The following is an 18362-nucleotide window of genomic DNA, read 5'->3' on the forward strand; positions in this document are numbered from 1 at the left end:
TCCAAAGTAGTGCCTATACTTGTCAGAGTTGCCCGTCTTCGGCCCAAGGCCGATAAAGAAAACCTGCGAAAGAACTACATTTCCCCCTTTCTCTTTTTAAGCTGATTTCCTCAAAACAGGCCATAAACAAAAACTCCTGACTAGCTGAAGGACAATAACGTAGGTTGTTCCTCCGTTAAAATCCCGAAGTAGTTTCTGTTTAGCTTTTTGAGGCATTTACCTGTTTGGGGTAGGTGCCTCAATTTTTATAGGCAAACACTTCTGCCATCATCCGTACAGGCAATTAATTCCGTAGGTATATTGCATGGGCGCCACCTGACCAGTATCTTTCAAAGCCCGGAAAAGCCATAAGTTTCTTACTACTCAGCAGTTCTATTCAGTGTTTATATGAAGCATAGCTTTACTCGCCTTTTCTCTTCCTTTTTCAAGAGCTTTTCTCCTGTTTTAGTGATAACCTTGGGGCTCTTCTACGCTGCTTCGGCCCAAGCTCAGGATGCCTGTCTGCTGATTCCGTTGTCCTTGGAGGAGCGCATCCAAACCGCCGAGGTGGTGGTAGAAGGGAAAGTGATCAGTCAGAAATCCTTTTGGGACGAGAAGCACCAGAATATTTACACCGCTAACCAGGTAGAAATCTACAAAGTATTCAAAGGAACGCCTACTGCCACCACGGTGGAAATTATTACCGAGGGTGGTCGGGTTGGCTTGGACATGCACGTGTACTCGGCTACGCTTCAGCTTAAAAAACAGCAGCAGGGTATTTTCTTTCTGCAGTCCTCTAAAGGCAAGGCAACAGGAGCGCGCTACTCTGTTTTTGGCAGTTTGCAGGGCTTCATCAAGTACCAACTCACGGAGGGCACCGCCAAAGATCCATTCACTAAATACAACTCTATTCCGCTGCAACTTTACGGCTCGCTGGAGCGATTGTCAGGTGCCTCTCTGCGTAGGATAAAAGCCAATGCAGAACTAGAAGAAGCCCTTAAACCTGTACTTCCCGCGTCCAATCAGCGAAGATTGATTCCGTTGATCAGTGGTTTCAGCCCGGCCAGCCTGAGAGCGGGTACCGGCGACGTGTTAACCATTAACGGCAGCAACTTCGGGGCTACCCGCGGGACCGGATATGTAGAATTCCGGAACGCCGATGACGGCGGCAAGACTTTTATCCAGCCGCTCCCTTCTGATTATCTGAGTTGGTCAGACACGCAGATAAGAGTAAAAGTACCTTCGTACGGAATAGATGGCGGAACCGCCGGTAGCGGAGATTTCAGGGTAGTGAACAATGACCCTAACACCGCTACGTCGCCCACTGCCTTGAACATTGTCTTTGCGCATTCTAACGTGGGCTATGAAGACGAAGCACGGGGCATTGAAGAGCAGAGTTACCAGCCCAGGCTTATCTCCCAGAACGACAGAGGCGGGTACACCTTCCGGTTTGGTGCCAGCTTTGAAGCCAATACTCCGGCTCTGTACGCCTTTAAACGCTCTATGAACGAGTGGTCCTGCAACACCTTTATCAATTGGGTAGCTGCTTCCAATGAACCTGTGGTTACCACCGCCGAGGATGACGTAAACTCCGTGCGGTTTGCCAATTCCGGGGAGTTGCCCACTAATGTGCTAGGCCGAACCATTAGCCGCTACCGGGGCTGCATCTCGGGCAACGTGGTGAATTTCTGGGTACGTGAGATTGACATGGAGTTCTCGCCGCGCTCAGACTGGCAGTACGGACCGGATGTGTCCACCAACCGTCAGTTCGATTTCCAGGCCGTGGTAGTTCACGAACTAGGGCACGGACATCAGTTAAGTCACCTCATTTTGCCTAAGGCCATCATGCACTACGCGGTGGCACCGGGTCCGGCTTCCAGAACTCTAAATGCCGAGAATGATATTGCCGGCGGTAATTACGTGATGGCCCGCAGCAGCGCTACTTTTCCCTGCAACGTAGACCCCATGGAACCCAAAGCAGCCAATGCCTGCGCTATTCCGGTGGAATTGATTGAGTTGGAAGGACAACTGACTGCCAACAACCAGGTTTTACTCCAGTGGACCACCCAGCAGGAAACCGGTTTAACGGAGTTTGTGGTGGAAAGAAGCCCAGACGGCGACACCTACACCTCACTTGGGCGGGTAACGGCCAGCGGCAACTCTACCGTGCCCAGATCCTACCAGTTCACAGACACCGCTCCTTTCTCCCAGCTTAACTTCTACCGCCTGCGGCTGGTCAGAACCAACAACACCGAAGAATTCTCTGAGGTAGCGCAAGTGGCTGGCCCTGGCTTTGTGCGTCAGTTAGCGCCAAATCCCGGCGGAAACCAGACCTCGCTGTATTTCAATGCAGCCCAGGAAGACAGAGTACAATTGTCTATTTATGATATCTCTGGCCGACTCTACCGCACGTTTGAAATAGTAGTTACCCCAGAATCTAACCGCTACGATCTTACTCTGTTTCCTGAAAACGAAGACGAAAAGACTCCCATTGTGCGAGGGCTGCTGCTGATCAGATGGACCACTTCGCGCGAGAGCGGCACTATCCGGTACCTGAAGCTAGAATAGCGTTTCTGTTTTCTGTAGACGGTTTATTGAATTTGGTAGTTCTGAAAAGTAAATGATCGACAAAATTAAAACACTCGCTCGCCTCTGGCGAGTGTGAGCTACCTGCGGCGTCTCGCCGCTTTGTGAACGTTTACCCAAAATGAGCGGAGAAGCGACCAGAGGCCGCAGGTAGCTCACACTCGCCAGAGGCGAGCGAGTGAAATCATTACCAAATTCCGAAACCATAAAAAGCGGGTCTACAAAGAGCACTGTGCCTTTATAGACCCGCTTCTGCTTTACAGCCCTTTTCCTCAAAACACACCTAAAACCTGGTACTGCTGCCGTTTGGGTTTGCTTTGCAGCGTGGGTAGCCGTAGCTTCGGGTTTAGAGTTTTGCCATGCCACAGATGAACTGGGAGCGCCTGATCTCCAAGAAACGCTTTGATGCCCAAACCATAGAACACGCCACAGATGAGTCAGTGCGCGGGGAATTCCAGCGCGATTATGACCGGCTAGTGTTTTCCACCCCTTTCAGGCGGTTACAGAACAAAACGCAGGTAATGCCCATGCCCGAGAGTGATTTCGTGCACAACCGTCTTACCCATAGTCTGGAAACCTCCTGCGTGGGCCGTTCTCTGGGCCGAATGGTAGGTAAAGTGTTGCTGGAGCGGCATCCGGCTATTCTGGAGGCGCACCCCGGCATGCTGGAATCTGATTTCGGGGACATGGTGGCGGCGGCCTGCCTTACGCATGATATTGGGAACCCACCTTTCGGGCACTCCGGCGAAGACGCCATTTCCTCTTTCTTTAGAAGCCCCGAGGCCGCTACGTATCTGACGGGTTTAACGCCTGCCCAAATTTCTGACCTCCAGAATTTTGAAGGCAATGCCGCCGGGTTCCGCATTATCACCCATACGTATCCGGGCCAGAGCACCGGCTCCTGCGGCATGCGGCTTACCTACAGCACCCTTGCTACGTTTACCAAATACCCGCGCCCCTCAGACGCCGTGGTGAAAGGCACTAAACGGGCGAGCGAGAAAAAATACGGCTTCTTTCAGGCCGAACAGGCGCATTTCAGCAAGATAGCCCAAGAACTGGGTATGCTCCCGGCGGGTGAAAACGCATTCCACCGGCACCCCATGGCCTTTCTGGTAGAAGCCGCCGATGATATCTGTTACCGCATCATTGACTTTGAAGACGGTTGCCGCCTGGGTTTGATTCCGTTTGAACAGGCCAAAGAATTGCTGCACCCTCTCTTAAACGAGCGGCCGGGCAAAGTTCACAGCACCACCTTCCATGACTGGCGGGAGCAATTGGGTGTCTGGCGCGCGGTCATCATCAACCACCTGATTTATGAATGCGCCGGTATCTTTCTGGAGCACGAAGCTGAAATCCTGAACGGCACCTTTGATCAGTCGTTGATTAACCTGGTTCAGCACAAAGCTGCCCTAGACGAGATCAAGAAAATTTCCATTGACCGCATTTACCGGCACCGCCCGGTGCTGGAGATTGAAGCCGCCGGTTTTGAAGTGCTGGGCGGCTTGTTGGAAGCATTCCTGAAAGCTGCCTTTGATCCATCGGCGGGCCGCCACCGCAAGTACCTGGATCTGGTCCCCGACCAATTCCTGGGTCCGCAGCGCCAATTCTCCCCAGACGCCTACGAGAAAATCCTCAACATCACCGACTTTATCTCAGGCCTCACAGACAGTAGCGCTATCAGCTTGTTCCGTAAGATCAAAGGGATTGAGCTGCCCAGAATGTATTAAAGATTGCTGATTGTAGGTTGAAGACCGTAGAGAGATTCCTGTTTAGGCACTGTTTTGCGAAAGCAGCCCAGAAACGAATACATCCTCCCCACTTTGTCATCTTGGAAAGATCTTGTGGGCGAACTAGTAAGGCTCTTAGTGGCTGTCATTCCCGTTTGCTCACGAAATCCTTTCCGGGAACAAAAGAGGATAGAAAATTTCATTGCCTTAGTCACTCGCTCGCCTCTGGCGAGTGTGGGATACCTGCGGCCTCTGACCGCTTCTCTGCTCATTTTGGATAAACGTTAACAAAGCGGCGGGACACCGCAAGTATCCCACACTCACGAGACGCGAGCGAGTACTCTCTTTTTAAAAGATGATGGTTTTGTTATTGCTCACAAATACCTTCTCCGCGAAAACCAACTTCAGCGCCTGCGCCAGCACTATCTTCTCCACATCCCGGCCAGACTGGGCCATGTCACGAGCGCCTTGGGCATGATTGACCTGAATCACGTTCTGCGCGATGATGGGCCCTTCGTCTAAATCACTGTTCACAAAATGGGCGGTGGCACCTATGATTTTCACCCCACGTTCGTACGCCTGCCTATACGGATTGGCCCCAATAAAGGCGGGCAGGAATGAGTGATGAATGTTGATGATGCGGTTAGGAAACTGCGCCACAAACCCGGAACTCAGCACCCGCATGTACTTGGCCAGCACCACGTATTCGGGGGCATAGCTGGCTATGACCTGGCTCATTTCCTGGTCATGCTCCTCGCGGGTTTTCTGCTCATGCGACACATGATGGAACGGAATCCCGAAGCGGCTCACCAGCGACTCCAGTTCTGCATAGTTGCCCAGCACGGCCAGAATGTTCGCGTTGAGGTCGCCGTACTCGTGGCGCAGCAGCAAATCGCCTAAGCAATGGTGCTCTTTGGTTACCAGTAGCACAATGTTCTTCTTGCGTTCCGGCACCAGCCTGATGTTCGCCTCCGGCGGAAGTTCGGCCTTCAGTTCCTGTACCAGCATTTCAGGATATACTTCGCCCGCCAGCTCGGCCCGCAGGAAGAAGTGGTTCTGCTGGCGGTCTACAAACTCATCATTGCTTGTAATGTTGAGGTTGTTCCGGAAAACAATCTGCGTAATGGTGAAGATAAGACCCTTGCGGTCTGGGCAATCAATGAGCAGGAAATTAACCATAGCGTAGGGGTGACAGGTGCGCTGTTTACAGCCGATTTCAGCTAAAATAGACCATAAACAGATGGTACGGATAAGAAGCAGATACGGAGTACGGAGCTCCTGCGCTTACAGGCGTAGTTTCAATTGAGGCAGGTTTCTGAGTTCTTTAAACGTCTCCAGCAAACCCAGTTGCTTCATGACCGCTCCTGCGTTAGGCAAACCCACCACCTGCCAGTAACTGCCCTGGTCGCGCATCTGCACTTCCACAATGACCGGGTTTGGTTGTGAAGGCACGCGCAGGTCTAAGCCTACAACCGCTAAGGTGTCGGTGCGGTTTACGTAGGAGATACCTTCCAGGCGGCTGTTGGTCAAGGGGTTTTCCTGCAGCAGTTTCTGGATGGGCAGCACGGCCTGTAACTGTTCCCACTCTTCCTCACTTACGGCAGCGGGCCTGCCGTTCACGGACCGGCGGTGCGCTACGTAATCTTCAATACCGCCTCGCAAAGACTGCAATACTTCCTGCTTTTTAGACGCCATGGCCATGCCCAGCGCCATAGCCGCCAAGGCCTGCTCTTTTTGGGGCAACTCGGCCATGCCAGCCTTTACCGCCTGGTCCAGGAAACTGGCGGTGGTGCGGTCCACGTCTACGTACTTCTCCAGCGCCACCAAGTCGCGGTTATCAACGGCCTGCTTTATTTGGTAAAGGGAAAATTCCGGGCCTTGGGCATAACGCTTGTACAGCCAGTAGCCTACGGCTCCCACCAATACCAGCACCGAGAGCCAAACCATGGTTTTTTTCATAGCGAAGTCATCTATTCTGAGTAGAAAATCTTTTAACGTAAAAGCCCGGCGTCCGCTACCCGTCTCTCTCCAGAAGATGAAATTTTTCTTTCTTCTGTTTTTCGGCCACCATGAAGATAGCTTTTCTACCGAAAGCCCCAAAACAGAACCGCCGCCCCGTTTAGCGCTTGATCTCAGAAAATCAGGAGCTAAACGGGGCGGCGGCCTTTCGTCTTGATAGCTTTCTAGAGCATACCCGCACCAATGGCGATGAGGGCACCGGCCAGAGTCGCTAAGAGTTTGCCTCTGTTAAAGCGGTGCTCGGGGCTGGTTTCAAACAAAATAGTGGTAGAGATGTGCAGGAAATTCCCCACTACCAAGCCAGACAGCACCGTGTATGCCTCACTGGAAAGCAGTTTTTCCAAGGCCACGTAATTACTGAACAGCAGACCCAGCGGCGAGGCCACCGCAAACAGTAACAGGTACCCGAAGGCCTTCTTGAAACTATGCAGCTGCGTCACCAGCACCGACATCAGCGCAATGGCCGCCGGAATATGGTGCAGCGCGATACCCGCCAGAATATGGTAGAAATTATCGCCTACGTGGGTGTGGGTGTGCAGGTGCTCATGCACTTGCTGGGCGGCCATGCGGCTCTGCACCATCACGCTTCCCTCCAGAAAAGAGTGGATAATGAGCGAGGTCAGTAACAGCACCGGCACCGAGCCGCCGTGGTGGTGGTGGTGATGTCCGTTTCCCTGCTGCGGATGCGCGTGAATGTGGCCGTGCTCTACGCCGTGCGAAAACACCTCCAGTACCAACTGCAGAAAGAAGCCCGCCAGAATATAGAACCCCACGCGGTGCGGGTCTTGCGTGCTGAGCAGCACGTCTGGCAGAATGTGCAGAATGGTAAGCGCAAACAAATACGCCCCACTGAACGCCAGCAGCAACTTCAACCAGCGCTGGTTGTCTTTGGGGAGAAAGCGCACGAGCCAGCCCGCGCCCAAAACGGTAAAGAATAGAACGGAAACCGCTACTATCATGTAGAATATTTCTTCAGAATGAAAATCATGCGTTCGCTCTTCTCCGGGTCATACGGCCCCAGACGGTAATCACCATACACATCGGCAAGCCGAAGGTTGGCCATCTGGAAGTACTCTATAAATTCCGGGTAGCGGAGCGCCCGCACTCTTTCTATAAATTTATACGGCTGGCCCTGGTCTTCAAACGCAATGGTCTTGAAAATGAAACCAGCCTCTACTTTGCGGGTAATATGGAAGGTGATGCCCTCCACCTCTTTGGTCTCCTGGGCTACCAGTCTCCCAATGACCCGCTGCGTGTTCATGAAATCAATCACCAACTTGCCGCCGGGTTTAAGCGAGGCCGTAGTAGCCCGCAAAGTGACCACATTCTCATAATCTGCCTTGAAATACCCAAAGGAGGTAAACAGGTTAAAGACAAAGTTGAACGCCTCTGGCCTGAACACCTCGCGCATGTCATGCACAAAGAAATGCAGCTTCTCGTTCTCAAACTGTTTGGCATAGGCAATGCTCTGCTCAGACAAATCCAGGCCCGTCACTTCATAGCCCTTCTGGTTCAGATAGACAGAATGCCGTCCCCGTCCGCAGGCCAAGTCCATGAGTTGGCAGTCCGGTTTCGGCCTCAGCCGATGCAAGAGATTGTCCAAAAACAGTTGGGCCTCTTGGGCGTTGCGGTTCTTGTACAGAATATGGTAGTAAGGCGAATCAAACCAGGTATGAAACCATTCTGCCGGATGTGTCATGCAAGTGCGGATATGAAGCAGTCCATGTAGTTACCCGGCGCGCTCACGCGGGACAAAACCCTTATCTGGTGGTTGTGCTGTCAGCGGAGGCGTGGAAGTCTGGGTTCTTCTCCAGGTCCATGCCGCACACCGGGCATTTGCCGGGCTGCATACTGGCACTGCCTTCGCATTTCATAGGGCAGATGTACGCTAGTTGCGCGGTTTGGGCCGCGGTACTGTCTGCTGTGGCAGTAGTTTCCTGCTCTGTGCCAGCAGTGGTGGGCTGCTCAGTGCCAGAAGAGTTATTGCAGGAAGAAACAAACGCTACTGAGGCCAAGGTCATGCCCCAGGTTAAGAAAATCTTTCTCATAGAAAATAGAAGGTACGCCGAAGCCCGTTTCAAGGCTGTTTTTGGTAAAACAACCCTGAAACGGGCTTCAGAAAAGGTTGATTATTGGTGGCGGTCTGTTGACGCGTTGTTCTCTATCGCTTCTTTCTGGTTGCTTTTCTGGTTAGGAAGCGTGCCTTTCTGAGCACCTGGCGCAGTCTGGTTCTCGTGCTCATCGTGGTTAATCAACACATCGTTAGGAGTTTCCTCTTCACTGCGGCCATTGTCAATGTTAGAGGTGTTGTTGCGCATCCCTGGGGGCACAGAGTCATCAGAAACTTTAACTTCAGGGCGCAGGTCAGAAGGTTGGCTGCTGCAGGAAGCCAGCAAAAGGGCACCAGCTAAGGCGAAAACGGAAAGTGTATTTTTTATCATTTTTCAGAAAATTAAGTCTTAAACAGGTTCTGTTGTTTAGAGCTTGCTTGAATTTCAGGTTTGCTGGCGAAAATGGCCAGAGAAAGGTTCTGCGGAAGCATTTCTTGAGCTACATAGCAGGGCTATGAAGCGAGAAAAAGGCGAATGCAGGTTCTTTTTATGGTCGTTTGCAGCGCAAAGATGAAATATAAACATGCTCTTAAGACGCTTACGCGGGAATAAAGTTTTTACGGCGCAACAGCGACTCCATGAGCTTGATGTCATTAGGGCTGTTGAAGATTTTGAACGGCAAATGCAGAAACACCGGCACGTTGAAGTTCCTGGCAATCCAGCCTTTCCAGCCTTTGGGCAGTTGGTCCTCGGCGGGGCCTTTGAGGTACATCTGGTAGGCGTCTTTGGTTTGGGTCACGCGCTCAATCATGTCCCATTGCAGGGCCATACCTTCGCGGTCGTTGCGTTTCATGAGAATCTGGCGTTGGTCTATCTCAAACATGACGCGCTCAAACAGCACGTTGCTTTGCTCCATCTGGGTTACGCCCATCACCTGCGCAGAACGCACCAAAATGTAGAGAACAGTCACAATTACAGCCCCAGCTACCCACCACCAGGAGAAAGCAAAAGCGGCTGGCAGAGAGAACAGCACCAGCGGAATTAACGCGCGCCACCATTCTTTTTTCCAGACCTGTACCAGCGCCATCTTGGCGTAATCGTTCTTATCTAATTGATTTTTCTTCGTCCGGATGGCCAATGGGTTGAAAGGCTGTTGCTGTTGTACCCGCTGTCCGCCGCGTTGATTTGGTTGTTGCATAACTCTGTGGTATCACGTAGCAAGTATCATGTATCATGATGTTCCACCTGCCAACCTGCTGCTTTCTACGCTACTACCTTTATTGGTTTAATTATTCTCTGTTATTCTTTTTAAATCGTGCTACTTGCTACACGATACTTGCTACTATTTAAACGCCTTCAAACTAAGGTCCAGACTGCGGTTAGAGTGCGTTAAGGCGCCCACGGAAATGTAGTTCACCCCAGTCTCGGCTACGGCTCTGATGGTTTCTTCTGTGATTCCGCCGGAAGCTTCGGTTTCATAGCGGCCACCAATCAATTCTACGGCTTCGCGCAGCAAAGGTACTGCAAAGTTGTCTAGCATGATGCGGTCAATACCACCGGTCTCCAGCGCTTGCCGTACTTCGTCCAAGTTGCGGGTTTCCACTTCAATCTTGAGGGGTTTGCCCAGTTTCTCCAGGTAACGGTGCGTGGCTTCAATGGCTTGTCTGATGCCACCCGCATAGTCTACGTGGTTGTCTTTGAGCATAATGAGGTCATACAACCCGAACCGGTGGTTGGTGCCGCCGCCAATCAATACCGCCCATTTTTCCATCATCCTAAAGTTAGGCGTGGTTTTGCGGGTGTCCAGCAGTTTGGCGCCGGTGCCATCAATCATTTTGGCCAGGTGCTGCGTGTAGGTGGCAATGCCGCTCATGCGCTGCATGCAGTTCAAGACCAGACGCTCGGCGGTTAAAATAGATTGGGCTTTGCCGTGCACGGTGAAAGCAATGTCACCGTGGTTGATTTGGGCACCGTCTTGCAAAAACACCTCCAAACGGAGCGTGGGGTCTACTTCATGGAAGATTTTCCAGGCCAGCTCTACCCCGGCCAGCACACCGCGGTCTTTTACCAGGAGCTTGGCCTGCTTCTGGGCACTCTCGGGAATAGAAGCCAATGACGAATGGTCGCCATCAGCTATGTCTTCCTGCAGGGCCTGCCGGATAAATGCCCTAATGCCTTCTTGGGTAAGGTAGGATGCTTTCACAACGCAAAAATAAAAAAAGGCACCGAACTATCGGTGCCTTTTCTAACTATCGGCGCAAAGCGGCCAATTATATTTCGGTTGAAAGCAGAAGCCTGGTGTCTTCTACTTAAACTCTATGGTGTCAATCTTATAGGCATCCCCGTATTTCTTCACCTTCACCACTACGTTGTAGCGGCCGGCTTTGTGATTGTATTTGCCAATGGCGTAGCGCTGGCCGTCTTCAGAACCGCCCTGGTGGTCAAAACTGAAACTTACCGGCGCATTTTTGCTGAAGAAGTTCCGCACTACCATTTCGGCCTGGCTCTGGCTGAAACTGCCGTTGTCGCCGTCTATGTTCACGTCTACTTTAGAATTGAAGTAGCGGGCCAAGTCACGGGAAGACCCCGCTTTGATAGCCGACTGGATTCCGCCCATTACGTCAGATTGAGCAGCCACCGGTCCGGTACCTATCAGCATCCCCAACAGCACCACGGTCATCGCCAACAATCCCTTTAGATTTTTCATGTCTCTTTTTAAGCAAGTTTTACTCAACACATGCCAAAACTATGCCAAAGGCAGATAAGTTCACACGCCTAAAGATACAGGAAATCTGCAGAATCAAAGGGCAAACGCAACTTTTTACAGCCGGGCTTGTATCTTTACGCCCATGAGCAAGAAGGTACTTTTGATGATTCTAGACGGCTGGGGCCTGGGAACAGACCCTTCCGTATCGGCGATAGCCCAAGCCAATACTCCATTCATGGATTCTTTGTTTCAACGGTTTCCGCATGCGCGGCTGGAAGCCTCTGGTGAGGCCGTTGGCTTGCCCGAGGGCCAGATGGGCAACTCTGAGGTAGGCCACATGAACCTGGGCGCGGGCCGCGTGGTGTACCAAGACTTGGTGAAAGTGAACGTAGCCATTAGAGAGAAAACGCTAGACCAGAACCCCGTGCTGCAAGACGCCTTTCAGTTCGCCCGCGAAAACGGCAAGCCGGTGCACTTCATAGGTTTGGTATCAGACGGCGGCGTACACTCGCACATTGAGCACTTGAAAGCGCTTTGTTCGCTGGCGCAGGCAAGAGGGCTTGAGAACGTGTTTGTGCACGCCTTCACCGACGGCCGCGATACCGACCCTAAAGGCGGCTTAGCTTACTTAACCGATTTACAAAACCACTTGGACACTACCGGCGGAAAGCTGGCCTCCATCATTGGCCGCTACTACGCCATGGACCGCGACAACCGTTGGGAGCGCGTGAAACTAGCCTATGACCTGCTGGTAAACGGCCAGGGCAAAGCCACGAAAGACTGGAAAGAAGCTTTACAGGCATCTTACAACGAAGGCGTGACCGATGAATTCATTCAGCCCATTGTGTGCCTGGATGAAAACGACCAACCCACAGCGCACATAAAAGACGGCGATGTGGTGATTTGCTTTAACTTCAGAACCGACCGGGGCCGCGAGATTACCCAAGCCTTGACCCAACGCGAGTTCCCCGAGCAGGACATGCACCCATTGAGCCTCCGCTACTACACGCTCACCAACTATGATGACACCTTTGTAGGCGTGCAACCCATCTTTGACAAAGACAACCTGGCCAATACGCTGGGCGAAGTGCTGGAGCACGCCGGTAAAACCCAGATCAGGATTGCCGAAACTGAGAAATACCCGCACGTGACGTTCTTCTTCTCCGGTGGCCGCGAGTTGCCGTTTGAGGGCGAAAAGCGCTTGTTGTGCCCATCTCCGAAGGTGGCTACCTATGACCTTCAGCCCGAGATGAGCGCCTTTGACATCAGAGACGCCATTGTACCGGAAATAGAAGCAGAAACCGCCGATTTCATCTGTTTGAATTTCGCCAACCCAGACATGGTAGGCCACACCGGCGTGTTTGAAGCAGCCGTAAAAGCCGTGGAAACCGTGGACCAATGTGCCCAAGCCGTCGTGACTGCGGCCTTAGCGCACGGCTACGCGTCCATCATCATCGCAGACCACGGCAACGCCGACATGATGCGCAACCCAGACGGCACGCCCAATACCGCCCACACCACCAACCTGGTGCCTATCATCTTAGCAGATGAAGACTACCAGGGTACACTGCTGGACGGTAAACTAGGCGATATTGCGCCTACGGTACTGGCCTTGTTAGAAGTGCAGCCTCCAGCCGAAATGACGGGAACATCTTTGCTTGCGCCTAAGATTGTATAGCTTCTTTTAGCTGTTCAAACGGAGATGGAGAAGCTTCTTTGGCGTTCTCTATCTCCGTTTGGCAGTCTGTCTAGAAATGTAATAATTTTACTCGCTCGCTCCTGGCGAGTGTGAGCTACCTGCGGCGTCTTGTCGCTTTGCACGCATTTATTCAAAATGAGCAGAGAAGCAGCCAGAGGCTGCACGTAACCCACACTCGCCAGAGGCGAGCGAATGATATCTTTCGTTCATCATTACTTCGGCGTTCTCCATCTCCGTTCTTTGTCTGTTTTCCGTAGAACAATCCTAAAACACCCGTTGCTTACCTTTTCTTCCACAAGACCCATGCTTCACCTTCTGCCTGTCCGTTTTCGGTTTAAGACTTCATTCCTTGCACTGCTTGCCGTTTGCACGCTGGGAACCACTGCCTGCCAAGAGGAAACGGCGCCGCCGGTCATGCAGAGTACCCACCAGGCCTATGATTTAGTAGGTTTTCTGGACCAGGAAGTCAAAGCGCTTACAGAGCAGCAAGCCGCCTCGCGCAAAACCGTTTCTGAGGCCGGAACCCTGAAAGAGTCTAAAACTATTTCTTCTATGAACTGGTCTGAGGAGTTGGGGGTCTTCGCCGATGCGGATATCAACAAACCGGCATTGAAAGGGCTCTTCACCAAGCAGGTTTCTTCCAATGCACAAGGGCAGCAGGTACTGCACTACAAGGCTGCAGACGGAGCCGACACCAATGTGCAGGAAGTGACCTACACCTTAGATGCCCAAGGCCAGTTGGTACAGCTAGACGCCACCATTGTGCAGGAAAACATGTTTTTTAACACGCGCAAGCAAATGCACCTGGAGGCCCACTCGGGACCTTCGCCCCGCCTCATTAGGTACCATTTGGATGAAACGCAGAAACTGCTCTTGATGGGGGCCGACCGTTACAGCATCACGGGTGAAGTGGTGGGAAGCAACCAGCGCTAGGCCGTTTATTCGCTTACTTTCGTAAAATACCTGATTTTCACGCTGCCCGGCACCAGTTTGGTGTCTTTGGGAATGCCTTTGTGGGAATCTTGGTACTGGTGGCTTTTGTACCAGGTCTTGAAACTTTCCTCATCGTCCCAATACGTCATGAGCCAGATCTCATTGGGGCTGTCCTGCGGAGACAACACTTCCAGTCTCTGGAAACCCGGGGCATCGTCTACTAAATGGGGTCTATTCTTGAACGCCTCTTTTACACTAGCTTCGGTGTCATTGGCGATGGTAAAGGAACTAAGGGAAACGAACATAAGGCAAAAATAAAGTTTCAGCTTCTATCCCTACCCATATTTTCTAAGAAAGATTTGATAATAACCATCTAGTTAGGGATTTTTGCAACGTATTTATACGCACCGCGTTAATCGCATTCCTTCCTTCGTCCTTTCATGCCGCCTGAGGAAGCAACAATGTCATGCAGAATTATCAAAACTTCCAAGTGGACCTGTCTAACTGTGACACGGAGCCCATCCACCACATAGGTCGCATTCAACCTCATGGCTTTCTTCTGGTATTGGACCAAGAAACCCTGCAGATAGAGCAGGCCAGCAGAAATGTGGGCGACTACCTTTCTGTGTCTTTAGAAGAAGTGCTGGGCAAGTCGCTGGAGAGTTTTCTCTCGCCCACAGAAACCACCTTTGACCCTCAGTTACCGGGCACCCACTTCCTTTCTTTGAAAGGAATTCCGTTTATAGGCTACCTTCATAAATCTGAGGCGAAACTGGTGCTGGAATGTGAACCCTGCGTTCCGTATCCAGATGCGGAGAAGATGCACCACAACACCATTCTCTGCCAACTGCACAACCACCTCAACCACTTATACACTCTGGAAGAGGTAGCCGAAACCGTGGCCGACACGCTGCGCACCATCCTGCACTATGACCGCGTAGACGTTACCCAGTTTGACCAGGAGTGGAATACGGATGTGATTGCCGAAAGTCGTGTTCCGCACCTGCATTCCTTTATTGGGCACCATTTTCCGGCTACGGATATTCCGGCCCCGGCGCGGGAATTGCTGCTGCACAAACATGTGCGCCATATTCCAGATGTGAACGCCCAGGCTGTGGCCATTTTCCCGTACCTGAACCCAACTACGGGCGCGCCTACCAACATCCTGAAGTCAGAACTGCGCAATCCTTCTGAGATACACCTGGAGTACGTCCGGAATACGGGGGTGGCGGCCACCATCTCGTTCTCCATCATTGTCAAAAACAAGCTGTGGGGCGTTATTGCGTGCCACCATGTGCAACCGGCGTACGTGGACGTTTGGCGGCGGCAACTCTGTGATCTGGTCACCAAAACCTTCGGGAATGTGATTGCCTCCATTCAGGAGAAGCGCGACCAGGAGCAATTTGAGCGTTACAAGCAGGCAGAACAGGCATTGGTGCAGCACTTGAACAGCGGCTTGTCTATGCCCGAAGGCCTGTTTCACCAACAGCCCACGTTACTGGACCTCACGGAAGGTCACGGTGCGGCCCTGCTACTGGATGGCACTTTAACCACCTTCGGCATTACGCCCACGCAAGAGCAGATCAGGGAAATGGTGCAATGGCTTTCTGAGCACGTCTCTGACGGTGTGTTTTGTACCCGCCAACTGGCCGTTGAATGGCCCGCCGCCAAGGACTATGCTGAAGCCGCCAGTGGCCTCATGGCGTTGGAGATTTCGCGCTACAACCAGGAGTACCTGCTGTTCTTCAAACCAGAGATAAACGAAACCAGAACCTGGGCCGGAAACCCAGAGAAGCCTGTTTCTACTGATAATTTGGGAATTCACCCCAGAAAGTCCTTCGAGAAATGGATAGAGGTTATCAAAGGCAAATCAAAGCCCTGGAGCCTGAACGAGGTGGAGATTACCCAGATTCTGCTCAAGGACCTCATCGCCATCCGGCTCCGGAACCAAACCGCAGAGTTGCAGAACCTAAACCAGGAATTGCAGCTCAACACCGACCAGTTGCGCACTAGAAATGCCCAGTTGGAAGATTTTGCGTACATCATCTCCCATAACCTGCGCTCGCCGCTGGCTACCATCAAAAGCCTGCATACGTTCTATGAAGAAGAGCCCGGTGAGGAGAGCGCCACCTACGCCATGCAGAGCGTAAAGAAGGTGAGCGATAACATGTCTGAGACCATTGATGACCTCAACGTTATCCTGAAAACCCATCTGGTACAACAGCTCCCGCAAGAAGAAGTCAATTTACAGGAATTGATTCAGAAGGAAACCCAGAACCTGGCGGCTGTTCTGGAGCAGACGGGCGCGCAGATTTGGTCAGAGCTGGAGGTGTCTAGCATCTTTATGCCCAAACTCTATTTGGAGAGCATTCTGCACAACTTCATCTCCAATGCCCTCAAGTACCGGTCACCAGACCGCCAGCCAGTAGTCAAAGTAAAAAGTTGGCGCACTGGCAAAACGGTGCATTTGTCCGTTTCAGACAACGGCGTGGGCATGGACCTTGACAGCGTGGGAGATAAGCTGTTTGGGCTATACAAGGTGTTCCACAAAACAGAACAATCCAAAGGGTTGGGCCTTTACCTCACTCAAATGCAGGTAAAAGCTCTGGGCGGCACCATAGACGTAGACAGCGAACTGGGCCAAGGCACCACTTTTACTGTGAACTTCACCACCATAGATTACTCTCCAGATTTGCGGTAAGCAGCACCGGACTTTCACCAAGTGCTTTATTCCTGGTTAAGTACATTTTCATATCACCAGCAATCGCTTTGAAAGCACCTTTTGTTTAGGCCCTGTTTTTCAGAAAACAGGGCCTAAATCGTATTTCCCCGTTCTGTTTAGCAGCTCTTGTCGCTGATTCTTTGCGCATAACAGGGTAATAACACTTCAATGGGGTGTAAACCAGAAATATATTGCTCTTCCGGTACCGCGCTGTGGTAGAATATACAGAAAAGCAATATCTTAGATGCGTCCTTTTTACAACCCTTTTATCACTGCCCTGTCCCTTTATCATGAAAAACATAAGCATTTTGCTGCTATTCGTCTGTCTAGCCGCGTGCGCCCCAAAAGTCTCCACCAGTCTTCTTGGTAACAATTACACGCCCTTAGATTATAGAGAAGAGGTGCGGGTGTATGACCTGCAAGACCCCGTACCCCAGAATGCCGAAGAAATAGGAACCGTTAAAATTGGAGACACCGGTTTTTCCACCAATTGCGGCTGGGAGGCAGTACTGGAGAAAGCCAAGCTGGAAGCCCGCAAAGGCGGCGGCAACGCTCTGAAGATTGTAGCGCACCAGACACCCAGTCTCATGACCAGTTCCTGTCACCGTATTACAGCTACTATCCTAAAAGTGAGCAATTTTGACGATGTGCTGGTTTCTACCGTTGGGCAAGACAGCGTCCTGCCCGATGTGGATTATGCCCTGCTGCACGTGTACCGCCCCAGTGGTGTAGGCCCGCTGGTGAATTATGACCTTTACCTGGGAGATTCGCTTCTGTGCCGGGTCAAGAACAACTGGAAACAAACCATTAAGGTGAAGAAAGATGGCCTGAACACGCTATGGGCCAAAACCGAAAAGAAAGTGGAAGCGCCCATCAACATTGAGATTGGCCGCGAATACTACGTGCGGTGCGCCATTACCATGGGTGCCTTTGTGGGCCGCCCAGAAGTGGAGGTAGTCAGTAAAGCTGCGGGTAAAATGGAATTCCAGTCTATTAAAGAGAAAGCGACCAAGAAATAATGAAAAAACTAGTACTCCTTCTATTCTTAACCATTGCCGGTTACCAACTGCAAGCTCAGGACCTGATCATCACCCAAGACGGCGACTCCCTGAACTGCAAAATAACCAAAGTAGCCAAAGACAAAATCTACTTCACCTTTGTACATAAAGGCGAAGTACGGAAGACCTTGCTGTTGAAGCCGCTCATAAAGCAATACCAGCACAATTATTATGCTACCAGCGCCATTCCTGAAGACTACAAAGCGACCTACGCTGGAGACTATCCGCGTTTGAGGCTGGGGGTAAGCGGCGGCTGGAGTTACCGGACCGCCAGCGTGCCCGAGGGCATGGACGCCTACCTGGAAGACTACATCAAAGATCTGAAGAAAGGCTACAACCTTAGCGCCGATGTTTCTTATTACTTCTCAGAGCAAATGGGCGCGGGCCTCCGGTACAGTGCTTACCGGGCCAGCAATAACATACAGGTTTCGGCTATGCAGTCAGATGGCACCATGCTGTACGGGAAAATGAGCGATGACATCAGTATCAATTTCATTGGCCCTTATTACAGCACCAGAATGCTGAACGCCAATAAACTGAACGCCTTTATTTTCAACATCGGGATGGGCTACCTGGGGTACCAAGACAAGGCCTTTCTCCTAGAGAATAAGTACAGCATCACAGGAAGCACGTTCGGTTTCTCAGCTGATCTTGGCTATGACATGAAAATCTCCAGAAAGTTGGGCTTAGGCCTGCAATTATCCCTGGTTTCTGGTATCCTGAAAGAGTATGAATTAAGCGATGGCCGAACCACCCAAACCATCACCCTGGACGAAGACAGCTATGAGAACCTGGCCAGAATTGACCTTTCCATCGGCTTGCGGTTCAACCATTAATCTTCTGTAAATTCCAATGAGCTGTTTTAGGTCTGTATTCCAGAA

The 18362-nt window shown here is 51.6% G+C and carries 17 protein-coding genes; 7 read left to right on the plus strand and 10 right to left on the minus strand.

From position 1 onward, the window contains the following. The first annotated feature begins 456 nt into the window (after positions 1 to 456). Both ACY0JR_RS02195 and ACY0JR_RS02200 read left to right on the plus strand, forming a co-directional pair. Positions 457 to 2547, plus strand: coding sequence for an IPT/TIG domain-containing protein (locus tag ACY0JR_RS02195; protein ID WP_462632194.1), 2091 nt, complete (start codon positions 457 to 459; stop codon positions 2545 to 2547). Between the two features lie 377 nt (positions 2548 to 2924). Then, positions 2925 to 4292 carry a deoxyguanosinetriphosphate triphosphohydrolase gene (locus ACY0JR_RS02200; RefSeq protein ID WP_462632196.1) on the plus strand — a complete coding sequence of 456 codons (1368 nt, stop codon included), beginning with the start codon at positions 2925 to 2927 and terminating at the stop codon, positions 4290 to 4292. Positions 4293 to 4640: 348 nt separating this feature from the next. Here ACY0JR_RS02200 and purU read toward each other — a convergent pair whose 3' ends face one another. From purU to ACY0JR_RS02245, 9 genes are all read right to left on the minus strand, one after another. Then, complete coding sequence (gene purU / locus ACY0JR_RS02205) at positions 4641 to 5471, minus strand: formyltetrahydrofolate deformylase (protein ID WP_462632197.1); 831 nt, start codon at positions 5469 to 5471, stop codon at positions 4641 to 4643. A gap of 105 nt (positions 5472 to 5576) precedes the next feature. Beyond that, entirely contained in the window at positions 5577 to 6251 is a 675-nt protein-coding gene (locus ACY0JR_RS02210; protein ID WP_462632198.1) for a DUF2939 domain-containing protein, read from the minus strand. A 224-nt stretch (positions 6252 to 6475) separates the two neighbouring features. Beyond that, positions 6476 to 7270, minus strand: coding sequence for a ZIP family metal transporter (locus ACY0JR_RS02215; RefSeq protein WP_462632199.1), 795 nt, complete (start codon positions 7268 to 7270; stop codon positions 6476 to 6478). Further along, positions 7267 to 8010 (minus strand): SAM-dependent methyltransferase, encoded by a 744-nt coding sequence (locus ACY0JR_RS02220; protein WP_462632200.1) that lies wholly within the window; start codon positions 8008 to 8010, stop codon positions 7267 to 7269. Before ACY0JR_RS02220 ends, ACY0JR_RS02215 begins: the two co-directional genes overlap by 4 nt. 61 nt (positions 8011 to 8071) lie before the next feature. Continuing rightward, positions 8072 to 8359 carry a heavy metal-binding domain-containing protein gene (locus ACY0JR_RS02225; RefSeq protein ID WP_462632201.1) on the minus strand — a complete coding sequence of 96 codons (288 nt, stop codon included), beginning with the start codon at positions 8357 to 8359 and terminating at the stop codon, positions 8072 to 8074. Positions 8360 to 8440: 81 nt separating this feature from the next. Further along, positions 8441 to 8752 (minus strand): hypothetical protein, encoded by a 312-nt coding sequence (locus ACY0JR_RS02230; protein ID WP_462632202.1) that lies wholly within the window; start codon positions 8750 to 8752, stop codon positions 8441 to 8443. 208 nt (positions 8753 to 8960) lie between these two features. Further along, positions 8961 to 9560 carry a hypothetical protein gene (locus ACY0JR_RS02235; RefSeq protein ID WP_462632204.1) on the minus strand — a complete coding sequence of 200 codons (600 nt, stop codon included), beginning with the start codon at positions 9558 to 9560 and terminating at the stop codon, positions 8961 to 8963. A 144-nt stretch (positions 9561 to 9704) separates the two neighbouring features. Continuing rightward, positions 9705 to 10565, minus strand: a complete 861-nt coding sequence (gene nadC / locus ACY0JR_RS02240; protein WP_462632205.1) for a carboxylating nicotinate-nucleotide diphosphorylase — start codon at positions 10563 to 10565, stop codon at positions 9705 to 9707. A 102-nt stretch (positions 10566 to 10667) separates the two neighbouring features. After that, positions 10668 to 11069, minus strand: coding sequence for a DUF4783 domain-containing protein (locus ACY0JR_RS02245; RefSeq protein WP_462632206.1), 402 nt, complete (start codon positions 11067 to 11069; stop codon positions 10668 to 10670). A 142-nt stretch (positions 11070 to 11211) separates the two neighbouring features. On the opposite strand from ACY0JR_RS02245, the gene gpmI reads away from it, so the two are divergent. Both gpmI and ACY0JR_RS02255 read left to right on the plus strand, forming a co-directional pair. Next, positions 11212 to 12747 (plus strand): 2,3-bisphosphoglycerate-independent phosphoglycerate mutase, encoded by a 1536-nt coding sequence (gpmI, locus tag ACY0JR_RS02250; protein ID WP_462632208.1) that lies wholly within the window; start codon positions 11212 to 11214, stop codon positions 12745 to 12747. A gap of 324 nt (positions 12748 to 13071) precedes the next feature. Further along, positions 13072 to 13701, plus strand: coding sequence for a hypothetical protein (locus ACY0JR_RS02255; protein ID WP_462632209.1), 630 nt, complete (start codon positions 13072 to 13074; stop codon positions 13699 to 13701). 5 nt (positions 13702 to 13706) lie between these two features. Here the strand turns inward: ACY0JR_RS02255 and ACY0JR_RS02260 are convergent, their stop codons facing one another. Then, positions 13707 to 14006: an antibiotic biosynthesis monooxygenase family protein gene (locus ACY0JR_RS02260; protein ID WP_462632210.1), complete on the minus strand. Its 300-nt coding sequence runs from the start codon at positions 14004 to 14006 to the stop codon at positions 13707 to 13709. Positions 14007 to 14167: 161 nt separating this feature from the next. Here ACY0JR_RS02260 and ACY0JR_RS02265 point away from each other — a divergent pair, with 161 nt between their 5' ends. The 3 genes from ACY0JR_RS02265 to ACY0JR_RS02275 all read left to right on the plus strand — a co-directional run bounded on the left by ACY0JR_RS02265 (position 14168) and on the right by ACY0JR_RS02275 (position 18317). Beyond that, entirely contained in the window at positions 14168 to 16402 is a 2235-nt protein-coding gene (locus tag ACY0JR_RS02265; protein WP_462632211.1) for an ATP-binding protein, read from the plus strand. Positions 16403 to 16713: 311 nt separating this feature from the next. Next, positions 16714 to 17442: a hypothetical protein gene (locus ACY0JR_RS02270; protein ID WP_462632212.1), complete on the plus strand. Its 729-nt coding sequence runs from the start codon at positions 16714 to 16716 to the stop codon at positions 17440 to 17442. Next, positions 17442 to 18317 (plus strand): hypothetical protein, encoded by an 876-nt coding sequence (locus tag ACY0JR_RS02275; protein ID WP_462632213.1) that lies wholly within the window; start codon positions 17442 to 17444, stop codon positions 18315 to 18317. Before ACY0JR_RS02270 ends, ACY0JR_RS02275 begins: the two co-directional genes overlap by 1 nt. Positions 18318 to 18362 lie beyond the last annotated feature (45 nt).

Source organism: Rufibacter sp. JT3400010, assembly GCF_054956755.1.